This is a genomic window from Exiguobacterium sp. KJ 601, from assembly GCF_027161185.1.
GTDB classification, from domain to species: Bacteria; Bacillota; Bacilli; order Exiguobacteriales; family Exiguobacteriaceae; genus Exiguobacterium; species Exiguobacterium profundum.
Map to the genome: position 1 here is coordinate 1 of NZ_JADHZG010000008.1, position 20,288 is coordinate 20,288.

Annotated in this window: 16 protein-coding genes and 2 riboswitches; of the genes, 7 read left to right on the forward strand and 9 right to left on the reverse strand. The window is 45.2% G+C overall.

The genetic code is table 11. From position 1 onward, the window contains the following. Window positions 1-380: 380 nt before the first annotated feature. Window positions 381-1,223, forward strand: coding sequence for a VanW family protein (locus IRJ25_RS14785; protein WP_269318568.1), 843 nt, complete (start codon window positions 381-383; stop codon window positions 1,221-1,223). Window positions 1,224-1,249: 26 nt separating this feature from the next. Here IRJ25_RS14785 and IRJ25_RS14790 read toward each other — a convergent pair whose 3' ends face one another. The 6 genes from IRJ25_RS14790 to IRJ25_RS14815 all read right to left on the reverse strand — a co-directional run bounded on the left by IRJ25_RS14790 (window position 1,250) and on the right by IRJ25_RS14815 (window position 9,603). Further along, a complete protein-coding gene (locus IRJ25_RS14790) occupies window positions 1,250-2,611 on the reverse strand; it encodes an NCS2 family permease (RefSeq protein ID WP_269318569.1) in 1,362 nt (453 codons plus the stop codon). An 88-nt stretch (window positions 2,612-2,699) separates the two neighbouring features. Continuing rightward, window positions 2,700-2,801, reverse strand: a riboswitch (purine riboswitch). Between the two features lie 134 nt (window positions 2,802-2,935). Continuing rightward, window positions 2,936-4,459: a glutamine-hydrolyzing GMP synthase gene (guaA, locus tag IRJ25_RS14795; protein WP_269318578.1), complete on the reverse strand. Its 1,524-nt coding sequence runs from the start codon at window positions 4,457-4,459 to the stop codon at window positions 2,936-2,938. A gap of 111 nt (window positions 4,460-4,570) precedes the next feature. Next, window positions 4,571-4,671, reverse strand: a riboswitch (purine riboswitch). 41 nt (window positions 4,672-4,712) lie between these two features. Beyond that, on the reverse strand, window positions 4,713-6,812 hold the full coding sequence (locus IRJ25_RS14800) for a transglutaminase domain-containing protein (protein WP_269318570.1): 2,100 nt from the start codon (window positions 6,810-6,812) through the stop codon (window positions 4,713-4,715). Continuing rightward, complete coding sequence (locus tag IRJ25_RS14805) at window positions 6,809-7,879, reverse strand: DUF58 domain-containing protein (RefSeq protein ID WP_269318571.1); 1,071 nt, start codon at window positions 7,877-7,879, stop codon at window positions 6,809-6,811. The genes IRJ25_RS14800 and IRJ25_RS14805 overlap by 4 nt, the downstream gene beginning before the upstream one ends. After that, on the reverse strand, window positions 7,876-8,826 hold the full coding sequence (locus IRJ25_RS14810; protein WP_074034693.1) for an AAA family ATPase: 951 nt from the start codon (window positions 8,824-8,826) through the stop codon (window positions 7,876-7,878). Before IRJ25_RS14810 ends, IRJ25_RS14805 begins: the two co-directional genes overlap by 4 nt. 171 nt (window positions 8,827-8,997) lie before the next feature. Further along, window positions 8,998-9,603 carry a flavin reductase family protein gene (locus IRJ25_RS14815; RefSeq protein ID WP_214738160.1) on the reverse strand — a complete coding sequence of 202 codons (606 nt, stop codon included), beginning with the start codon at window positions 9,601-9,603 and terminating at the stop codon, window positions 8,998-9,000. Between the two features lie 237 nt (window positions 9,604-9,840). Between IRJ25_RS14815 and IRJ25_RS14820 the strand changes: the two genes are divergently transcribed. Together IRJ25_RS14820 and IRJ25_RS14825 are read left to right on the forward strand one after the other, a co-directional pair. Continuing rightward, entirely contained in the window at window positions 9,841-11,682 is a 1,842-nt protein-coding gene (locus IRJ25_RS14820; protein WP_269318572.1) for an ATP-binding protein, read from the forward strand. A gap of 197 nt (window positions 11,683-11,879) precedes the next feature. Then, window positions 11,880-12,197 (forward strand): hypothetical protein, encoded by a 318-nt coding sequence (locus IRJ25_RS14825; RefSeq protein ID WP_074034697.1) that lies wholly within the window; start codon window positions 11,880-11,882, stop codon window positions 12,195-12,197. Window positions 12,198-12,247: 50 nt separating this feature from the next. On the opposite strand, the gene IRJ25_RS14830 is transcribed toward IRJ25_RS14825, so the two are convergent. Then, window positions 12,248-13,510: a tetratricopeptide repeat protein gene (locus tag IRJ25_RS14830; protein WP_196431511.1), complete on the reverse strand. Its 1,263-nt coding sequence runs from the start codon at window positions 13,508-13,510 to the stop codon at window positions 12,248-12,250. A gap of 248 nt (window positions 13,511-13,758) precedes the next feature. Here IRJ25_RS14830 and IRJ25_RS14835 point away from each other — a divergent pair, with 248 nt between their 5' ends. The 3 genes from IRJ25_RS14835 to IRJ25_RS14845 all read left to right on the forward strand — a co-directional run bounded on the left by IRJ25_RS14835 (window position 13,759) and on the right by IRJ25_RS14845 (window position 16,386). Further along, window positions 13,759-14,442 carry a hypothetical protein gene (locus IRJ25_RS14835; protein WP_196431512.1) on the forward strand — a complete coding sequence of 228 codons (684 nt, stop codon included), beginning with the start codon at window positions 13,759-13,761 and terminating at the stop codon, window positions 14,440-14,442. A 66-nt stretch (window positions 14,443-14,508) separates the two neighbouring features. Then, window positions 14,509-14,709, forward strand: a complete 201-nt coding sequence (locus tag IRJ25_RS14840; RefSeq protein WP_196431513.1) for a hypothetical protein — start codon at window positions 14,509-14,511, stop codon at window positions 14,707-14,709. Between the two features lie 174 nt (window positions 14,710-14,883). Next, entirely contained in the window at window positions 14,884-16,386 is a 1,503-nt protein-coding gene (locus IRJ25_RS14845) for an SH3 domain-containing protein (protein WP_269318573.1), read from the forward strand. Window positions 16,387-16,408: 22 nt separating this feature from the next. On the opposite strand, the gene IRJ25_RS14850 is transcribed toward IRJ25_RS14845, so the two are convergent. Further along, window positions 16,409-16,930, reverse strand: coding sequence for a GNAT family N-acetyltransferase (locus IRJ25_RS14850; RefSeq protein ID WP_269318574.1), 522 nt, complete (start codon window positions 16,928-16,930; stop codon window positions 16,409-16,411). 27 nt (window positions 16,931-16,957) lie between these two features. Then, the gene (locus tag IRJ25_RS14855; RefSeq protein ID WP_269318575.1) at window positions 16,958-17,785 is read right to left on the reverse strand and encodes a CPBP family intramembrane glutamic endopeptidase; all 828 of its coding nucleotides are present in this window, start codon (window positions 17,783-17,785) and stop codon (window positions 16,958-16,960) included. 139 nt (window positions 17,786-17,924) lie between these two features. Between IRJ25_RS14855 and IRJ25_RS14860 the strand changes: the two genes are divergently transcribed. Beyond that, window positions 17,925-20,273, forward strand: a complete 2,349-nt coding sequence (locus tag IRJ25_RS14860) for a bifunctional diguanylate cyclase/phosphodiesterase (RefSeq protein WP_269318576.1) — start codon at window positions 17,925-17,927, stop codon at window positions 20,271-20,273. Window positions 20,274-20,288 lie beyond the last annotated feature (15 nt).

The following is a 20,288-nucleotide window of genomic DNA, read 5'->3' on the forward strand; positions in this document are numbered from 1 at the left end:
GGATCAAACTCTCCAAAGAATTTGATATAGCTCTTAAATTGACGAAGCTTGCGCTTCATTCAAAAATTGTAAAACTTTTTTGCCTCATCGTTCAGTTTTCAAAGTTCGTCTGCCGCTCTTGGCGACTAAATGATAATAACATTTAATTCATTTTGATGTCAACAACTTTTTCGTTTGTTCAACGTTTGTCGCTGGCAACAGAGATAACTATATCACCTGCTTTTTGATCTTGCAAGCATTATTCTAAAAAAACTTTTAAATCTTTTTCTACATCATCCAAAGTTCGAATCCCAACTCCTTAATGGAAGAAGGAAGAATAAATCACTTTAAAGAATACACTTATATCTAAAAACGACTATAAACCTATAAGGAGTCAACCAATGATGCAATCTGATCTACAGCGTCCTAAGAAACGTTCACCGCTCAGAATATGGTCCGGTACCCAAGTATATACGTTAAAGAGACGACTTGAATGGATGACGGATAAACGAAAGTATGTTTCAAAACGAAATACTGACCCGATGCCATATCTGATCCATACACACCGCACTCCTCTATATCGCCAACTCCGAGATGTCGACATGGAAGTCCAGCATAACAAGGTAACCAACCTAAAAATTGCAATTACCAAACTGAACGGCTCTATCCTGAATCCAAACGATGTCTTCTCCTATTGGAAGATGATCGGCAAGCCAACGAAACGTAAAGGATACGTCGACGGAATGATTCTCCATTACGGAAAAGTCACTTCAGGAATCGGTGGCGGACTTTGCCAACTGTCCAATCTAATCTATTGGATCACCTTACATAGCCCATTGACCGTGACCGAACGTTATCGTCACAGCTACGATGTGTTCCCAGATTACCGACGGGACCAACCTTTCGGAAGTGGCGCGACATGTTCTTATAATTATCTCGACTTACAAATCACAAACCAGACGGCACAAACGTATCAACTCCTTCTATATATAGAGGGAGATCATCTCGTCGGGGAATGGCGCTCGAACATCCCGAATAAAGAACAGTATCGTATATATGAAGAAAACCATCATTTCACCCGGGAATGGTGGGGTGGAACGATACGACATAACCAGATATTTAGAGAAGTCACTTCAATGAATGGCACACATCTTCGAAATGAGTTCATCACAGAAAATCACGCGATCACGATGTACGATCCATTCCTTCCTGAAAATACTGCATACAAAAAAGCCGACTCGTAATAACAGAGCCGGTTTTTCAAATGAACTTATGCGTGTGGCAAGAACATAAAGTATGCCAAGAAGATGACCAACATCCCATACATGATCGGATGAATCTCTTTCGTCTTCCCTTTTGCAATCATCATGAGTGGGTAAAGGATAAACCCAAGCCCAATTCCCGTTGCGATTGATGATGTAAGTGGCATCATGATAATCGTCAAGAATGCAGGAACTGCAATCTCGATCTTTTTCCAATCGATATCGAGAAGTGCCGAAGCCATGAGCACTCCAACGATGATGAGTGCCGGAGCCGTGACTGGCGCCGTAACAACTGCCAAGAGAGGCGAGAAGAACAATGCCAAACCGAAGAACAATCCTGCGAAAACAGCAGTCAATCCTGTTCGTCCACCAGCAGCGACACCTGCTGACGATTCAACGTATGAAGTCGCTGTAGATGTTCCGAAGATTGCACCTGTTACCGTTGCAGTCGAGTCCGCCAACAACGCCTTACTTGCACGCGGCACTTTGTTTTCTTTCATGATGCCCGCTTGACGCGCTACCGCGACGAGCGTCCCAGCTGTATCAAAGAAATCGATGAAGAAGAACGTCAAGATGACAACGAGCATTTGAAGCGTGAAGACATCACCGAAGTTGATGAAGGCTTGACCGAATGTAGATGACATACTCGGCGGCATGGATACAACGTCTGAGATTGCTGTCGGAGTTGGCACGAGACCGAAGATCATCCCGACAATCGCCGTCAACAACATCCCGATGAAAATACCACCTTTGATGTCGCGCGCCATAAGCAAGGCGCTGACCACAAGACCGAACACCGCGAGAAGCGTCGTGCCCGTACCAAGTGAACCAAGACTAACAAGTGTTGCTTCATTCGCGACAACGATGCCTGCGTTTTTCAAACCGATGAAAGCGATGAAGAAACCAATCCCTGCAGCAACCGCCATTTTGAGCGGAGCCGGAATCGCATTAACAATCGTTTCGCGAATTCCTGATAACGTCAATACGATAAAGAAGAGACCTGATACAAGTACACCTGACAAAGCCGTTTGCCAAGAAATACCCATCCCGATGACGACGCTATATGCGAAGAACGCGTTAAGGCCCATGCCTGGCGCAATCGCAATTGGGTAGTTCGCGAGAAGTCCCATCGTCAATGAACCGACTACCGCGACAAGACCTGTCGCCACGAAGACCGCTCCAGTATCCATACCCGCTGCCCCAAGAATGTTCGGGTTAACGAAAAGAATGTACGCCATCGCGAGGAAAGTTGTAAATCCTGCGATCAGTTCCGTGCGGACACTCGTACCGAGTGCTGTGAGTTGGAAGTAACGATCGATCCGACTCGTCGTTGATGGTTGTTGCTGTTCTTGCTTGAGCTGTGTGCTCATTTGTTTTCCTCCTTGTGCTCGCCGTAAAACGAGAAAAGGCCCCCGGCAAATGACCGAGGACCCCACGCGAAACATACGAGGGCATACACCCTCATCTATGTCTCGCCGTAGCGAAATCATTTAAGGTGATTTCGTAGAGACTCTCGGGCCATATCCCCGATATTATACGGCAAAATATTTTATAATTGTTCGGTTATAATAAGAACGTTCTTATCGTATCAGCGTAAAAATAGAATGTCAACTAAATTCACGGATTTTACATCGATAAAAAACGTTAATGTTCGGTTTTAAGACAAAACAGAGGGGAATCCCCCTCTGTTCCGCTTATTCCCATTCGATTGTTGCAGGTGGCTTAGACGTGATGTCATACAGCACACGGTTAACGTGGCTGACTTCGTTTACAATCCGGACAGAGATCTTCTCAAGCACATCCCATGGAATACGTGCCCAATCAGACGTCATGCCATCAATTGAAGTGACCGCACGGACACCGACAGCATAGTCGTACGTACGCTCGTCACCCATGACTCCGACCGAGCGAATCGGCGTGAGCACCGTGAAGTATTGCCAGATGTCGCGTTCAAGTCCAGCTTTCTTCACTTCGTCACGCAAGATCGCATCGGATTCACGCACGATTTCTAACTTCTCTTCCGTGATTTCACCAAGGACACGAATTCCGAGACCTGGACCTGGGAACGGTTGGCGCCAAACGATATAGTCAGGAAGACCGAGTTCTGTACCGAGTGCACGGACCTCGTCTTTAAAGAGCGTGTTGAGTGGTTCGATTAACGTGAAGTTCATATCTTCCGGCAACCCACCGACATTATGGTGTGATTTGATCGTTTGCGCTGTATCTGTGCCGCTCTCGATGATGTCTGTGTAGAGCGTCCCCTGTGCGAGGAAGTCCATATCGATCAGTTTCGATGCTTCTTCATCAAATACGTAGATGAACTCGTTTCCGATAATCTTACGTTTTTGCTCAGGGTCCGAGACACCAGCCAACTTCGTCAAGAAACGTTCTTGTGCATCGATTTTGATGACTTTCATGTTGAATCCGTCTGCGAACGTCTTCATGACGCTATCCGCTTCCCCTTTACGAAGGAGACCATGGTCGACAAACATACACGTCAACTGGTCACCGATTGCGCGATGAACGAGTGCGGCCACGACAGAAGAGTCGACACCGCCCGAAAGCGCACAAAGAACTTGCTTATCGCCAACGATTTCACGGATTTTCTCCACTTCGAGGTCGATAAAGTTTTCCATCGACCATTCGCCTTTCGCACCACATACTTCATAGATGAAGTTTTTTAAGATGTCGTTTCCGTACTCCGAGTGACGAACCTCTGGATGGTATTGGACACCGTACATTTTCAACTCATCGTTTTTAATTGAAGCGACCGGGCAAGACGGGTTCGTTCCATCGACGATAAATCCTTCCGGTGCTTCCATGACGAGGTCACCGTGGCTCATCCATACTGTATGTTCGACTGGAAGACCGTTATAAATCGCTGATGCTTCCGGCGTCGAGAACAATGTCGCTTTTCCATATTCACGATGAGCGGCACGTTCGACACGACCGCCGAAGTGATGTGTCATGAGTTGCATCCCGTAGCAGATTCCGAAGATTGGAATACCTAGTTCAAAGATCTCTGGATCACAACGATATGCGCCTTCCGCGTATACGCTGTTCGGTCCACCTGAGAAGATGATGCCGACTGGGTTCAATTCGCGAATCTCGTCTGCCGTCATCTTATGCGAATGCAACTCACTGTATACGCCAAGGTCACGGACACGACGTGTGATCAACTGGTTATACTGACCACCAAAATCAAGCACCAAAATCATTTCTTGTTCTACTTTCACGAAATCTCCACCTTTCTGCCTTCTCCTCAAAAAAAGGACGCGCCTCTCCCCCAGATTATCCAAACCGAAGAAGAAGCACGCCCTTTTCTTTGTATACGAAACGTGCTCCTTCATAGTCGGTCCATTTACGGTGGTCCGGTAGAGACTCTCGCGCCAATTCACGAGTATATACGAAGGAATGCCATGTTCAATTATCTAACTAATGCGTCTATCTTACTTGATGCATCCCGTCACTTCAACTCATAATTCGATGAATCATGATTTTCCAATATTCTTTATATTTTGAATTCGGCTCTTGTTCCGCATAAATAGCTTGCTCAAACAAAGCCGTCAGACGGGTCATATCATTCGTTTCATAGTAGGCGTCGACCTCTTTGGCGAGTTCCGAAGGCGTACGTCCCTCAATTTTGAATCCGTTCGCACGCAGTCGTTTCATCAAATAGCGGTGCATCGAGACGAGGCGCCCATCAGTGAGCGGACGACTCATCCACCAGACATACATGATTTGACGCTCGATGATTTTCCGGTTCCAAACGAGGACCGCCACGAGGAAGAGAATGACAATCCATCCCCACACCGGCATGTTACGTGCCTCCTCTTGAACATCACCTGTCGTCACGTCATCGATCAACAAATCTTCTTGCGGACGGTTTTGCGTATCGTTGTCCTGATTTGCTTGGGGATCATTCGCAGCCGGCGTCGTATCTTCCGTATCCGTTTCTCGTTCCATCTGCAATAAGTTGGCGTCCGAGAAACTGATTGTCGCTTCTAACGGAACCCAGCCCGCGCCTTCAATGAAATACTCGACCCACGAGTGGGCGTGACGATTTCGAATCGTATGTTCTTCCTCACCTTGAATGACCCCTCGTGTGTCACCCATCGTAAATCCTTTTACCCAACGCGTCGGTATGCCGTTCGCGCGCAGCAATACGGCAGCTGACGTCGAGAAGTTATCGCAATACCCGATTTGTGTGTCGAACAGGAACTGGTCAACATAATCCGTGTCCCCTTCCGGTTGTGCCACATTTTCGGTGTCGTATTGAAATTCTCCGTTTCGGAAATAAGCTTCTACCGCTTCCGCCTTCTCGTTCGGTGTCTCACTCTCCGCCGTGATGTCAGCGGCTAAATCTCGTACACGCTCTGGCAACGATTCCGGTAGCTGTAAATAGACCTGTTGCTCTTCTTCCGTGAGCGATGTGATCTCTTCATTTAATGCCAGTTGTTCTTCAGAGAAAGCCGGGACACTATAACGAAGTTGGATCGTCCGCGGAGTCGATTGTTCCTCATTTTCAAATACAATCTTTCCGGACGGTTGCATCGTAATCGTCTCGTTCGGGAAAGCCCGTTCGATATCACCGACTCGAAATTCGGTACCGGACTCTGTTTCGATAGCTTGCGGATATTCTCCACCATAAGGAACAAACGGTTGTCGGCGCTCAAAACGTAACAATGCCTGTTCCGGTGTCGTATCCACTTCCGAGTCCACTAACTGACCACGATTGTAGTTAGAGTCCAGGACTGGTGATTCGACCCAACCTTTCCCCGTATAAATCGCCTTGGATTCGATACGCCAATAGCGTGCCGGCACGCCGCGAGCGATGAAGACGATGCCGTCATCCTGTTCGAACGGACCACCTAGCGATTCGTCGTTCACTCCATACCCAACTCGACCCGGGCCACTCCCATCACCTTCCGTCGTCGCATTCCGAAAACTCGTAGTGATACGGTCAGACCAATCGCCTTCAAGCGTGGGTGAAGCACTTGCGAGAGCCACGACGACACTGAGGAGTAGTCCGATACTGACGAATCGGACGAGCGATTGACTCGGTCGTTTTGCCAAATCGGTGACAAATAGTAAGAGGAGCGATGTGACGATGGCATACAGGATATTGCCTTCCCCGTCATACAACGTCCACGTATCAAAATAGGCCATGATGCCGAGAGTCGACACAATCATCCCAAGGGCAAAACTATAACTTGGATACGTTCGTCCGACGAGCACAGCAAACAGTAAGCCGATCAGCGCCATGGCAGAGAAGAAAATCGCTTCATTCGGCAGTTCACCGCTCATGACACCCATCAAATCTTCCATCCATAGACCAAACCAGTCCAAAATACTGCCGTGATAGGCATACAAGACGATGAGGAAATTAAGAAGCGAGATCCCAAGAAAAGCTGCCCAAGGCAGAATACTGGCAAACATCGGCACGATGAGCAGGAAGTAAAACGGCCACGTCACATCGAACGTCGTACTTCCAACAATCGGCTCAATCCAGAACGACAACAAATAGGCGGCAAGCGCCGTATAGACGATTCGGGTTACCCATGTCTTCATACCGTCACCTCATTAACTGCCGTGTAGAGATGATAGCTACCCTGTGTCTCATGCATCAACTCTCGAATGGACGTCGTTTCAAAAGGACTGATCAAAATCAAATCTCCAGTTTGTTGAGGCAGTTTCTGCTTCACTCGTTCGACGAGACGCCCCTCAGCTTCTGGCGTTGCGGTCAACAAGTAATGACCGACTTCTGCACTCTGGTCAGGAAGATGGAACAGTCGCACCTGCTCTTCAATGACGTAGAGCTCAAACGGCAGATTTTTTCGTTCTAACTGACGAATCGCTCCAACAAGTAAGGATAGGGAACGTTCAAATGCCTCTTCATACCCGGCAGAGACGGCTGGTACGAACACGAGTGAAAGCTTCTTCTCTTGTTCTTGGTCAAACGTCTTGGTCATCAAGGTCCCTCGGCGTGCGGATGCCTTCCAATCAATCCGTCCGATTCGGTCTCCTGCCGCATACTCCCGAACCCCGCTGGTCGTATTGGCCACTTCGGTGTATGTCCGCATTTGACGATATTGCTCCCCACGACCCCCGACATGTTCGTCTCGAGGTAAATCAAACGGCAATTCAGCGGGTGACGCCTCGACGACCGTCTCGAGTCGTAACGTCCGCTTCCGGTCGAACAGACCAAATACGTCACGTACATGTAGAACGGTGCGGTCAAAGACATGAATCCCACGCTTGATCGCCTCGACCTCATAATGGACGACTTCTGCTTGTCGGAAAAAACGGTCAACAGGCACGACAATCGTCTTGTCTTCATCCGTCAAACGTTGTGGCAATCGCTCCTCTAACGTGACCATCCCAATCAAGAAAGGGTACTTCCGTTCAATTCGTAACTCGACGTCCATTGTTTGTCCAGAAAAAAGTCGCTTCGTTGTCACACGGCGCACCACATTTGCCGCCGTGACCGGATAAATCATAAAGAGTGTCCAGTAGACGGTCAACACAGCGAACGACCACCATAAGGTCGAAGCAACGATACTGCCTTCGATGCGGGCAAATGCATACAATCCGAATGCCGCCGCCCATACAACGAACAGCTTCATCCAGTTTTTCATACTTCATTGACCTCACGATCCATCGGGACAGGCAACGTATCCAGCCAATCTTGAATCAACTGATTCGGTGATTTTCCTTTATACCGTGCTTCTGCTGTCAAGAGTACGCGATGTCCGAGCACACTCGTCGCCATCGCCTTCACGTCATCCGGCAAGACGAAATCGCGATTATGGATATACGCCCACGACTGTGCCGCTTTCATCAACGCCAGTGTGGCTCGCGGACTTCCTCCTAAATACGTATGCGGATCTTTTCGAGACTCATGCACCAATCGCACAATGTACTGTTTGACCGCACTCGACACATGCACGTCTCTCACTTCACGTTGCATGAGTTCAACTTCTTGCTTCGTAATCACGCTCTGAAGCGCCTCGAGCGGCTCTTCTTTTTCAAACCGCGACAATAATGCAATTTCTTCATTGAATGTCGGATAGCCCATCTCGATTTTAAGTAAGAAGCGATCCAACTGTGCTTCCGGCAACGGATACGTCCCTTCATGCTCAATCGGGTTTTGTGTCGCCATGACGAAGAAAGGTGACGGTAACACTTTCAATTCCCCGTCCACTGTCACACTTCGCTCAGCCATTGCCTCGAGAAGAGCCGATTGCGTTTTCGGTGAGGTCCGGTTGATTTCATCCGCTAAAATGATGTTACCCATGAGCGGACCTGGTCGATATTCAAATTCTCTCGTTTTTTGGTTATACATCGAAATTCCGGTCAAGTCGGATGGTAGCATGTCCGGCGTGAATTGGATGCGCTTAAAATCTAAGTCAATCGCTCGACTGAACGTACGAACGAGCATCGTCTTCCCGACTCCTGGTACGTCTTCAAGTAATACATGTCCACCCGCCAGCAAGGCAGTGAGACTTTTTGCGATGACTTCTTCTTTTCCGACAATCACGGTTTCGATAGCGGTAATAATCGATTGGACAGTTGGACGGTACATGACGGACTCCCCTTTTTCTCTGATCTAGGATGACTGAAAGTTAGAATGTTCTGACTTTATTGTGACACAAGCGAGTATCGGAAAGAAAGAAATACCGCACCCAAATGCGCTTCCTATTTCTTTACCCAAAAAACGTGCCCGTTCTTTAGAAAAAACGGGCACGTTTATCGATTATTCTGGGCGCTTCACATCAAATAGTTCCCCAAGGGTCGCATAACTATTGCCGGCCATCCGACTGACAGGCGCTAGCCGTTTGGCATCGATGCGTCCTTGACTGTATAACTCTCGATCAATATGAAAACGGACAATTCGTGCAATCAATAGATCGGCAGTCGTTTTTCCGTCATGTTCGATCGGCAAGTGATGATGGAGCACACATTCAAAACGGATTTTTGCTTCTTTGACCCCTGGCGTCGAAATCATATCACTCGGTTGAAGCGTAAAATCCGTACGCGACAGCTCACTCTCATCTGCCGCGAGGTTGGCGGCCGTCTCGTTCACGTTAATGACATTCGTCTCATCTACGACATGAATCACCAGTTCATTCGTACGGAGTGCGTTACGCGCTGTATCTTTCATTACGCCGTCTTTTCGTTGAACCGAGACGGAGACGAGAGGAGGATTGGATGCGACTACATTGAAGTAGCTAAACGGGGCGGCGTTAATCACGTCCCCATGTTGTGTTGTGACAAACGCAATCGGTCTTGGAACAATACTGCCAATCAAAAATTTATATGTGTCTCGTTCAGTCAAAGCAGAAGGTTCAATCGATAGCATAGACTCACACTCCTTTTTATCTTAACTTCAAAATAATCACTTCATCAGACAATGTCAACGCAAAGCAGGTTGACACGTGTACATTTCATGTATTTTGGGTAAATCGCATTATGTGTATATGATTTTAAACACTTCGTATAAGCAAATTGCTTCATTTTCCCTTCCCGGTCTCATAGAATTCAGGGCAAGGAAAAGATGACCTATCGTTTTTTATGTTCAAGGAAGGAAGTAGAACGAATGATCAGCAAGTGGATTGAACAATTGAACAGTCGTCAAATACTCAGTATTTTATATAGTGTTTGTGGATTCAGTCTGGTTTTAACCTTGATTGGAGCCTGGTTCGTGCGTGATGGGAATGTCTCTACTCTCGAACTCACTGCTCTCCGATGGATGTGGATGATTGGGCTCGTCATGTTCATCAGTGCCATCTTATTAATCGGACGCCCGCTCATCAAACGGATGGCCGACCAGAACAGCAGACTGAAAGCGAAGAAAGAAAAGCTCGAAAACGTATTAAATGAATCGAAATTAAATGAAATTAATCTTCAATATCGTAACGAGTTGATTGAAGTATTGGCCTCGAAAGAATCCTTATTTGATTACTCTTCTGTTATTGAAAAGATTGTGTTGCTTACAAAATCTGAGTTCGGCGCCCTCTTACTCACTAAAGACGGAGAAATCACGTCTGTTGTACCGAAAGAGATGACCGAAGATCAGCAGGAAAGTCTAAAAAAAGACTCCCTTTTGCTTAAACGAGTCATGATTTCAAAGTTACCGGCCGCCACTTCTAAGCGGGTCGTCGATGCGTTACACACGTATCCATATTATATATATGAGACGGTCATCCCTATTATGGACCCCTCAGATAATAGTCTCATTGGATGTCTCTATTTGGCCCGTTACGATGAACAATACGATGCCAGTGAAAAATCGGAATTGAACGCGTTCGCCGGTCAACTTGCCATCTCACTTCTCCGCATGCAGCTTTATCGCCAGATGCAACAGGACCGGAAAGAGACGGCGCAACTAATCAATTCTGTACGTGAGGCCATTTTATATGTGAACTATGAAGATGACACTATCGTCGGCAATCGCGCCTTCATCCGTATGTTTGATGATTTACACTTTGACTATAAGGGATACGAAGAACTCTCTGCCATTGACATCGATATCGAGCAATTAGCAGAACGAGTCGATCAACATGAACAGTTTGTCCGATACTTCGAACGTGTCTTCACGCAAGACCCGCCGGAAGACGGGCTCACGATTTCAATCGACCAAGGCGATTGCTTTATTCAACTTTATGCCGAAAGTGTCTATCGGGACCGTCGACTCCGTGGAACGATGCTCGTCTTACGTGACGTCACGGCCGAAACAGAAATCGATCGGATGAAATCCGAACTCGTCTCGACCGTCTCACATGAATTACGGACACCATTGTCCTCGATTTACGGATTCACTGAACTGATGCTGTCACGAGATTTGAAGGAAAGTCGTCGTGAACTGTATTTGAAGACAATCCACGATGAAGCGAAACGACTCTCGTATCTCGTCAACGATTTCTTAGATCTTCAAAAAATGGAGTCTGGAAAGCAAACGTTCGAGTGGGAACCGGTCGATTTATACAAGCTCGTCACAGACAGTGTCGCGTTTTATCAGGAAACGACGGACCGGCATGAACTATTCATCGATGCCGATACCGAACAAGACTTTATTATCGATGCAGACTTACAAGGGATGCGTCAATTACTTGGTAACTTATTAAGTAACGCCATCAAATATTCGCCAGATGGCGGGAATATCCTTGTATCGCTCGAACGCATAGACGAAGAGGTCGTGATGAAAGTGAGAGATCACGGTATGGGTATACCGAGTGCCTCGCTCCCTCACCTCTTCGGGAAATTTTACCGCGTCGATAATTCGGATCGTCGCAAAATCGGAGGTACCGGTCTCGGTCTCGCAATTTGTAAAGAAATTGCCAAAGCCCATGATGGTCAACTCCATGTCGAATCGGTATATGGGGAAGGAAGTACATTTATCTGTGAACTCCCAACCTCAAAAGAACACATTATGCAATAACACGGTCCAAACGACCGTGTTATTTTTGACTCTTTTTTTCCTAATTTGGAAGGAATCCTTTTACATAATATAGAAAGGAAAGAAACCGATTCATTTTCGTAGATGTAGGTTATCCTATCCATTTATTTTTGCACGTTTTAAGTCGAAAACAAGATATACTGAATATAAAGAGATTGCTAGGATCGGAGGACTTGCCATTGGATCATCGTGACCCACCTTTTTCAGAAATTGGAGATTTTAATCAATGGGGACGTTTCGAGATTGACGTGCCTCACATGGGGGAGCAAGCGAAGTTTCAAACTGCCGCTGCTTTGATTCGGAAGCATGTGCCATTGCGGCTTGGTGGTTTTTACATTGTTGCGAGCGAAGAGGAGATTTTGCATAGTGGCTCTCATGATGCGAATCTTCAAAAACATTTGATTCATCTATTACAGCAGGTCCTTAACGGTCATATAGAAGACGAACGCCTCGTTCAAGAACAAGTGTGGACTGTGCATTATTTTACAACGCCATAAATGACTCTGAGAATAATTTATCTCATTAAGAATGACGCTCTCTTCGAGCGTCATTCTGCTTGTGACATAATTGAAATTACTTTTTCGTAATAGTCTGTTGCTTGCTTGTATTTTCCATTCTCTCTTAGCTCTTTCGCTAGCCAAAGGGCATATTTTTTTGCATATACGTACTCGTCGTGATCTTCAAAATAAGTTACGGCACTTTTTAGACTCTCCATGAGCTTTTGCGGATTCTTATCTTTAAAATGGTTCCAATAAACATTAAAGTGCTGATTAAATTCCTCAACCGCTTCATGTTGTTTCATCAATTCGTGCCCTGTTTCTAACCAATCTAAGACACCTTGTTCATTTTCCTGTGTTGCATTTACCTCTACTAATGATAAAACGCTGAATAGCTTACTTCTGATGTCCACTTTGTATTCAAAACTCTCCATGAAGTACGTAAGCGCCTTATCTTGTTCTCCTAACAACGAATAGATCTCTCCTATATTGTTATAAAGCATCCCATAATAGTTTCTTAAATCAGTTGCATTAGCGACTTTTAAGGCTTTTTGATTATAGGAGAGCGCATCTGCGTAGCGTTTTCGTCTTTTATAAGTCAATCCAATCACCATATGACACTCTATCATTCGCTCCAAGCAAAAATTCTCTTGAAAATATTTCAATGAAGCTTGAAGATTTTCAAGAGCCTGTGTGTTGTCGGTAAAACGGAAATATAACGCACCTGTAATGTAACGAATATCTGCAGCTTCCCAATCAGGTATTCCTGAATGAGGTAATTTATTTGTTATTTCTTCAATTAATTTATATGAAAGTTCTTTTTCGTTTTCTTGAAAATATTGAAGTGCCTTCACTGTGTAATATCGAATACGATCATCAGGCGAAAGTTGGTCTTCAATCCATCCTACTTCAGTTACATACTTTGAATCACCACCTGGCATGACCCCAAAGCGGGCCAATGTAACCATAAGAGTTGTATACACCGATTTTGACTGTTTTACCGCAGGGTGATTCAAATACTTTTTAATTTCCCCTTGTTTGTCAAGGTCTTTCCGAGTAAGAATTGCTTCTTTCAAAATTTCCCTGATTTCTATGATAACTTTCTCTGATTGGTAGCTAAAATCATGATATAAAGGTACTTCAATTTCAAGCCGTTCAAAAAGAAGTTCTAGGACTTCCTCGCTAGCAGATGTTTGATTATTTTCAATTTTACTTAGGTAAGAAATGGAACATATTCCTCTTGCTAATACAGATTGTTTCATATTTTTTCGCAAGCGTTCTACTCTAATTAAATTTCCATAGTTATACTCCATTATTAGTAGTAGCCCCTTTGCCCTATTTTCGAACTTCACTTATCAATCATTAATGTGAAGTGCTTTCAGGAAATTCAGACTTTAATATTCAACTTAATCGAGATTTTCAAACAAAATTTTCCCAACTCAAACTTATCCATCATCACAATTAATCATGATAAGATTTAACTAGTCAATCAATAGTGATTTGGACTTTAGTTCTACTTTTTCAATTAAGATGAATAGTTTGTAGGAGGTGGATGGTTAGCATGGGGAAACTCAGTTTTTTACTCGCTGAAGATTATATTAAACCGAAAATCTACTTTAAGTCGAAATCTTCTAAACCGTCTGCGGTTGTAGACCATTCATATTCGAAAGATGACTTAAATCATTTCGAAGGATTAGAAAATTTGACACAATTATTATCTTCTACTAAAGGCTTTATTGTAAACGCATTTCAAATCGATTACTATCAACGTCTTCCGAAATTAATTTCAAAAACGCTAAAAGCAAATCGTTCTTTTAAAAGACTTTACATTTTAGGTCCAGAACTATCGTTGTCAATTTTGAAAAGAAGTAGCAAAACTTCTTATGAAACACAACTTCATGATTATGAGTTCATCAACGTCGAACAGGATTCAGATTTGTTATCTAAACAATGTGAAACGCTTTTGAGCGAAGGACATATTTTGTATATTCTTCCCGAAGCGTCTGTATGTTGGCGACCTAATTCATTAGAGCAACTACACAAAGTTTGCACCCCACTTTGTAGTACTTTATTAAGTCAAACTGTGAACGTTCCGATTGTAGCGACTTTAATGATAAACGATTCTGATAAAGTGACTATTTTCGAACCAAGTTTACCTGAAACCTATTCAGGAAACTTGTTCGATTCTGTTAAAGAACAGTCTGAAGATATCTATCAGCTTTTAAAATCCTCGGATCCCATGTAAATCACCTTATCGAGATTGGCATTAATTTTTTCCCATATAAATCATTATACAACGGAGGAATTAAACATGAAAAAGTTAGCTGGATTTTTCTTTATTACAACTGCAGTGCTTTTACTCGGAAGTTCATTTAAACCTTTTGCAGAAGAAAGACCACGTATTGTAAAAATCGAAGAACCGATTACTATAAATGCCGAAGAAAGACCACGCATTGTACAAATCGACGTACCAGCAACCTTTAGTAATGAAAGTATGCCTCGCATCGTTTAATCTAATTTACTCCAGACGCCTTGTGCGTCTTTTTTTATTTTGAGAAAAAAGGTAAATGAATTATATATTCCCCTCCATTTTTTCCTTTTTACTTATATAATAAACAGGGACAACCTAGATGCACTCTCATACGCCGCCCTTGTCACTAGTTTAATGAATAAAGGAGTTTGAACATTGAATGAAACAAAATCATCATGGAGTTTAAAGCTGTTACTCAGCTCTTCACTTGCAATATCCGGGGCAGCAATCGTCCCGTTCCAACTGGATTCATCTGGTATTCAATCGAATGTTGTTGAAGCCGCCTCGACCTATACCACTACCGCCAACTTAAATCTTCGCTTAAGTGCAGCCACTTGGAGCCCTGTCCTGTTGACCATTCCATCTGGCTCAAGCGTCACGTATATCAGTACATACGGTTCGTGGTACAAAGTCAGTTATGGAGGCAAAACAGGATATGTCTCTTCTCAATACGTTACGGTCTCGAACACTTCTGCTTACTATAAGACAACAGACCGATTAAATATGCGTCTTACTGCCGCTTCATGGAGTGATGTCGTCACCGTGATCCCTGCCGACGCGACCGTCAAGTATGTCAGTCGCTATGGGTCATGGTACAAAGTGACGTTCAATGGAAAGACGGGCTACGTCGCTTCTGCTTATTTAACAGCTACGAGTGCTCCCGTCCCACCTTCGGACTATTATAAGACGACTGCCAATTTAAACCTGCGTCTCAGCGCCGCTTCATGGAGTTCTGTCGTCACGACGATTCCGTCGGGTGCGACGGTCAAATATGTGAGTCGCTACGGGTCATGGTATAAGGTCACCTATAATGGAAAAACCGGTTACGTTTCTTCTGACTATTTAACGGCGACCACAGCTCCTGTAACCCCGTCTGCTTATTATGAAACGACCGTGAACTTGAACATGCGCCTTAGCGCGGCCTCTTGGAGCAATGTCTTAACCGTCATTCCGGCAGGGTCGGTCGTCAAGTATGTCAGTCGTTACGACTCGTGGTATAAAGTCACATACAATGGGAAAACCGGTTATGTAGCATCCGAGTACTTGAAGCCTACGACTGTCACGACACCAACCGATACAGACGGAACTGGTAAAACGGTCGTCATCGACGCAGGGCATGGCGGAAACGACCCTGGCGCTGTCTACGGATCGGTTTACGAGAAAGTAATTGCACTTGATATCGCGAAACGCCTTGCTGGCGTCTTATCGAGCACATATGACTACAACGTTAAATTGACTCGCTCAAACGATACGTACCTCTCCCTTGACCAACGTGTGTCACTCAACAAATCTTATAAAGGGGATGTGTTCGTCAGTCTTCACGCGAACTCTTCTGTTTATAACACGGCTCATGGACATGAGGTACTCGTCCCAACGTCAGATAGCTATACGACAAACCCTTACGTTTCTGCCAGCCGTAGTCTCGGCTCAAGTATCAATAAAGAGATCGCTTCACGGATTTCCACGATTCAAAACCGTGGGGTCAAGTATCAAAATGTATACGTAGTCGGACGTAACGTTTCACCTTCTACCCTTGTCGAATACGGATTCATCAGTAATTCAAGCGACCGCTCACATTTAACGAGTACGACATATCGTCAACGAATGGCTGAAGCAACGGCATCCGGCATTCATCAATTCATGCGATCTTATTACTAAAAACAAGGAACTTAGCACTCAGCTAAGTTCCTTGTTTGATATTGACCCGCCAAATCATATGTGATGCCCCGGGACCCCAATAATGTTCGAGGATATGAGATGGCTCACCCAATCGTTTTTGCCAATAGGCTTGGGCGCTCGGGAATCCGGCATCTAAATAAAAGAGGTCTTTCCCTCGAGCCGAAATTTCACGCATCATTTCTTCTAACAAGTATTGTCCGACACCTCGCCGCTGCATACGAGGTGACACATAGACACTCCCTAACTCGATCGCACCACGCTCAATTTGTATGTTTCCTGAGATGATATCATTCGGAGGTAGTAACGCCCCTGATCCCACAATGATTCCGTCTTCTTCCACAATGTACAGTTGAACGGTGTCATCATCGAAATGATCTTGAATCGTCGTGTTCAGACGTGCCACTTCTTCATCGAGCAAATCGGCATCTTCAAAACGCTCTCGTCGAATCAAGTCACTCAGACTCTCCATAAACAAGCGCTGCAAGGATCTCACGTCTGATTGTTCGAGTGCGCGAAAATTCAAGACGGCCACTCCCTTTTCTTTTTTGTTTTACTCTTTACCCTCACGAATTCGTTGCGTAACACTCGGGTACGAGGGAATCATTTCTTCGAGCGGCTCATAATTCAATTTACCGTACGTTTTCCAAATGACTAAAATCGCAGCGGTCCATAATGTGATTGTCAAATGAATAAACCCGATTGGATAACCACTTTCCGCTTCGAACCCGACCATCACGAACATTACGTTGAACATCGTATGCATGAGAAAGGCCGACCATAAATTGCGCGACGAACCGTTGTATACCCAAGTCATGATGATCGTATATGCCATCACGGCTAAGCCATACGCCCAAAATGACAAATTCGCCTGTCCTGTTCCAGCCATGAAGAAGAGAGGAATATGCCACATCGCCCAAAGGACCCCGAGTGACAGGCTAGCTAGAAGTGGAGAGAGTCTTGATTGTAAGGCGTCCAGCAAATAGCCGCGCCATCCATACTCTTCCTGCAACGTCCCTCCGAGAACTAGCATATAGAGAAAGTATGGGACGACCCACCACGGTTCGCGAACGAGTAGGGCACCGCTTCGATCCGTCCACCAATACGCTACGAGAAATAAGAACGGCACCAACAAAAAAGGAATCGCATACGCCTTCCAACTCATCTGGAACTGAATGCTTTTCCGAAGAAGATGTGTCACCCCTTCCCCGCCCCGAAGTCGATACATCGTGAGAAACCCTGCAATGCTTGGACCAAACGCCCCTAAAATAACGATGACCATGATTGGCAAATCGGTCCACCAGTACAAGCTCCCCCATATGAACCATGAATAGCCGAATGAGACCAATAAGAAAAAGTTGATGTATTTGTTTTTATACATAATCAGCACCCCTTTAGCAATGTAGTACCCGTTATTTGATTGGAAGAATAGCATTTGAATCTTTTTGTATGTAATTATAATTGTTCGGCATATAATGAAGTGATGAATGGATTAAATAACCCTATGAGGTATCGACACTATGGAACAGATTAGCACGCATACAACAAGTCACAATGGATTTTTGATGATACTCGCTTTTCTCATTGCTAGCGTTTCAGCCTTGATGGCACTCGAATTAGCGAAGCGGGTCACAGGAGGTGTGACAACGTCTCATCGTACTTGGATTTTATTTGGTGGTACCACGCTAGGTCTTGGCATCTGGTCCATGCATTTTGTGGCCATGCTCGGTCATTCTTCTTTACACGAAAGCACGTACTCCATCTGGCTCATTATCGGATCGATGATTCCGGCGATTGCCGGGTGCATCCTGTCGTTCGGTTTGATTTCTCGCAAGACGACATGGATGACCTTACTGCAATCTTCCGGTTTGATGGGATTTGGAATCGTCAGCATGCATTATATCGGGATGACCGCTATACAAAGTGTTCAATTGGACTTTGATCCCTTATGGGTATTGATTTCAATTGGTATCGCTTGGGGCGCTTCCTTTCTCGCCTTATGGGTAGGTTTCTTTTCATCCTACTCTATGCAGCATTCCGCTTTTTCCGTGAAACTGATGTTCTCCCTTCTGATGGGGACAGCTATTTTCAGTATGCACCTTGCTGGAATGCGGGCAACGACCATTATCCCCGATGCTTCAGCTGCGAAGCAGGTTCCGATTGATCCGACCCTACTCGCATGGTTAGTCACAAGCATCGTATTTCTCTTATTCGGAATGTACTTTATTGCGTATACGTTAGAACGACAAATCCAAAAACGTGACCTCTTCCAAACGACGATTTTAGAATCGACAACGGATGCTGTAGTGACGACGACAAGCGATGGTGAAATCCAATATCAAAATCAAGCGTTCGCTCACTTATTCGAGGGATGTGCGACAGAACCTTTTTTTCAGGATTATCATCCTTTGCTGTCGGCTCAACAGCCGTTCTATCAGCCGGTACAAATTGACACGAATCATCGTACGTTAGAAGTGACGTCTTACCCACTTCAAGATGGTTCGAACAATCAAGTACTCTGGTTTATCCGAGATGTGACCGAAGCAGTCGCCTCTCAGCGTCTGATTGAACATATGGCTTTTCACGATGCATTGACGGATTTACCAAATCGGCATAAACTGGATGCCCTCTTGAAGGAATGTATCTCACAAGAACGTTCGGTCGCCTGTTTATATATCGACGTAAACCGCTGGCGTTTCCTAAGTGACATTCTCGGGCATCACGGAGCAGATGAGTTGATCATTCAAGTCGCTGACCGCCTCAAACATACGATTCACCCAGACGATGTGTTGACACGAATCGGACCATCCGAGTTTGTCATCTTACTATTTGCGCAACGAAGTTCGCTCGCTCATCAAAAGGCTGAAAAATGTATTAAGGCGCTTTCATCCAGCTTCGACGTGGATGGCACGACTCTTGAATTGACGATGAGTGCGGGAATCAGTCATTTCCCTAAGGATAGTGCTTCTTCTGAAGAACTTATTCAGTTTTCTCGTCTTGCCGCTGATGAATCCAGACAAGATGGAGAGAATAATATCAAATTATTCGAAGAATCATCACGACCTCAACTCTTGCGCAATATCGAGATAGAAAAAGCACTCGTCACCGCACTAAGTAAAAACGAACTGACACTTGTCTATCAACCGAAAATCGATTTGAAGCGGAATCGATTAGAAGGCGTGGAAGCGTTACTTCGCTGGCAACATCCACAAATCGGAAAGGTTGCGCCATCTGACTTCATCCCGATTGCAGAAAACACGGGGTTAATTCATTCGATTGGTCATTGGGTCATTCGGGAAGGTTGTCGCGCTTGGGTGCGTTGGCAACGAACTGGGATACGTCCCTTTACATTATCCCTTAACGTTTCCCCGCTCCAATTTGCGCGCGAAGACTTTGTTGATACGCTACAATCCATTCTTTTGGAGACGGGGATGGACCCGATGTATCTCGAATTGGAAGTGACCGAGTCCTCGATGCTTTCATATGAGGCCTCGACTCGTGAAAAACTGACGCAGTTACATCAGCTCGGGATCCTCATTTCTCTCGATGATTTTGGGACCGGCTATTCTTCTTTCAGCCAACTTCGGGAACTTCCTGTGCAAGTGCTGAAAATCGATCGAACGTTTATCGAAAACCTGTTCACCGACCGCAATCAAGAGGCCATCGTCCGCTCGATGATTCAACTCGGTCACAACCTGGGTATGAAAGTTCTCATGGAGGGTGTGGAAACATCCGCTCAACTCGAATGGCTACTCAAGGAATCGTGTGACTACGTACAGGGCTACTACTTCAGTCTTCCGTTGTCTGAGACAGACGTTCCGTTTCATGTCAAAGAGACGACCACCTATCTCGAGTTCGGGAAACACTAAAAATCGCTCCTGTCA

Coding starts and splice junctions, on each gene's coding strand:
- IRJ25_RS14810 (WP_074034693.1), bottom strand. CDS start 8,826: ATGTACCGTCCAACTGTCCAATCGATTATTACCGCTATCGAAACCGTG.
- IRJ25_RS14855 (WP_269318575.1), bottom strand. CDS start 17,785: ATGTATAAAAACAAATACATCAACTTTTTCTTATTGGTCTCATTCGGC.
- IRJ25_RS14800 (WP_269318570.1), bottom strand. CDS start 6,812: ATGAAGACATGGGTAACCCGAATCGTCTATACGGCGCTTGCCGCCTAT.
- IRJ25_RS14805 (WP_269318571.1), bottom strand. CDS start 7,879: ATGAAAAACTGGATGAAGCTGTTCGTTGTATGGGCGGCGGCATTCGGA.
- IRJ25_RS14840 (WP_196431513.1), top strand. CDS start 14,509: ATGAAAAAGTTAGCTGGATTTTTCTTTATTACAACTGCAGTGCTTTTA.
- IRJ25_RS14830 (WP_196431511.1), bottom strand. CDS start 13,510: ATGGAGTATAACTATGGAAATTTAATTAGAGTAGAACGCTTGCGAAAA.
- guaA (WP_269318578.1), bottom strand. CDS start 4,459: ATGATTTTGGTGCTTGATTTTGGTGGTCAGTATAACCAGTTGATCACA.
- IRJ25_RS14815 (WP_214738160.1), bottom strand. CDS start 9,603: ATGCTATCGATTGAACCTTCTGCTTTGACTGAACGAGACACATATAAA.
- IRJ25_RS14820 (WP_269318572.1), top strand. CDS start 9,841: ATGATCAGCAAGTGGATTGAACAATTGAACAGTCGTCAAATACTCAGT.
- IRJ25_RS14835 (WP_196431512.1), top strand. CDS start 13,759: ATGGGGAAACTCAGTTTTTTACTCGCTGAAGATTATATTAAACCGAAA.
- IRJ25_RS14860 (WP_269318576.1), top strand. CDS start 17,925: ATGGAACAGATTAGCACGCATACAACAAGTCACAATGGATTTTTGATG.
- IRJ25_RS14790 (WP_269318569.1), bottom strand. CDS start 2,611: ATGAGCACACAGCTCAAGCAAGAACAGCAACAACCATCAACGACGAGT.
- IRJ25_RS14785 (WP_269318568.1), top strand. CDS start 381: ATGATGCAATCTGATCTACAGCGTCCTAAGAAACGTTCACCGCTCAGA.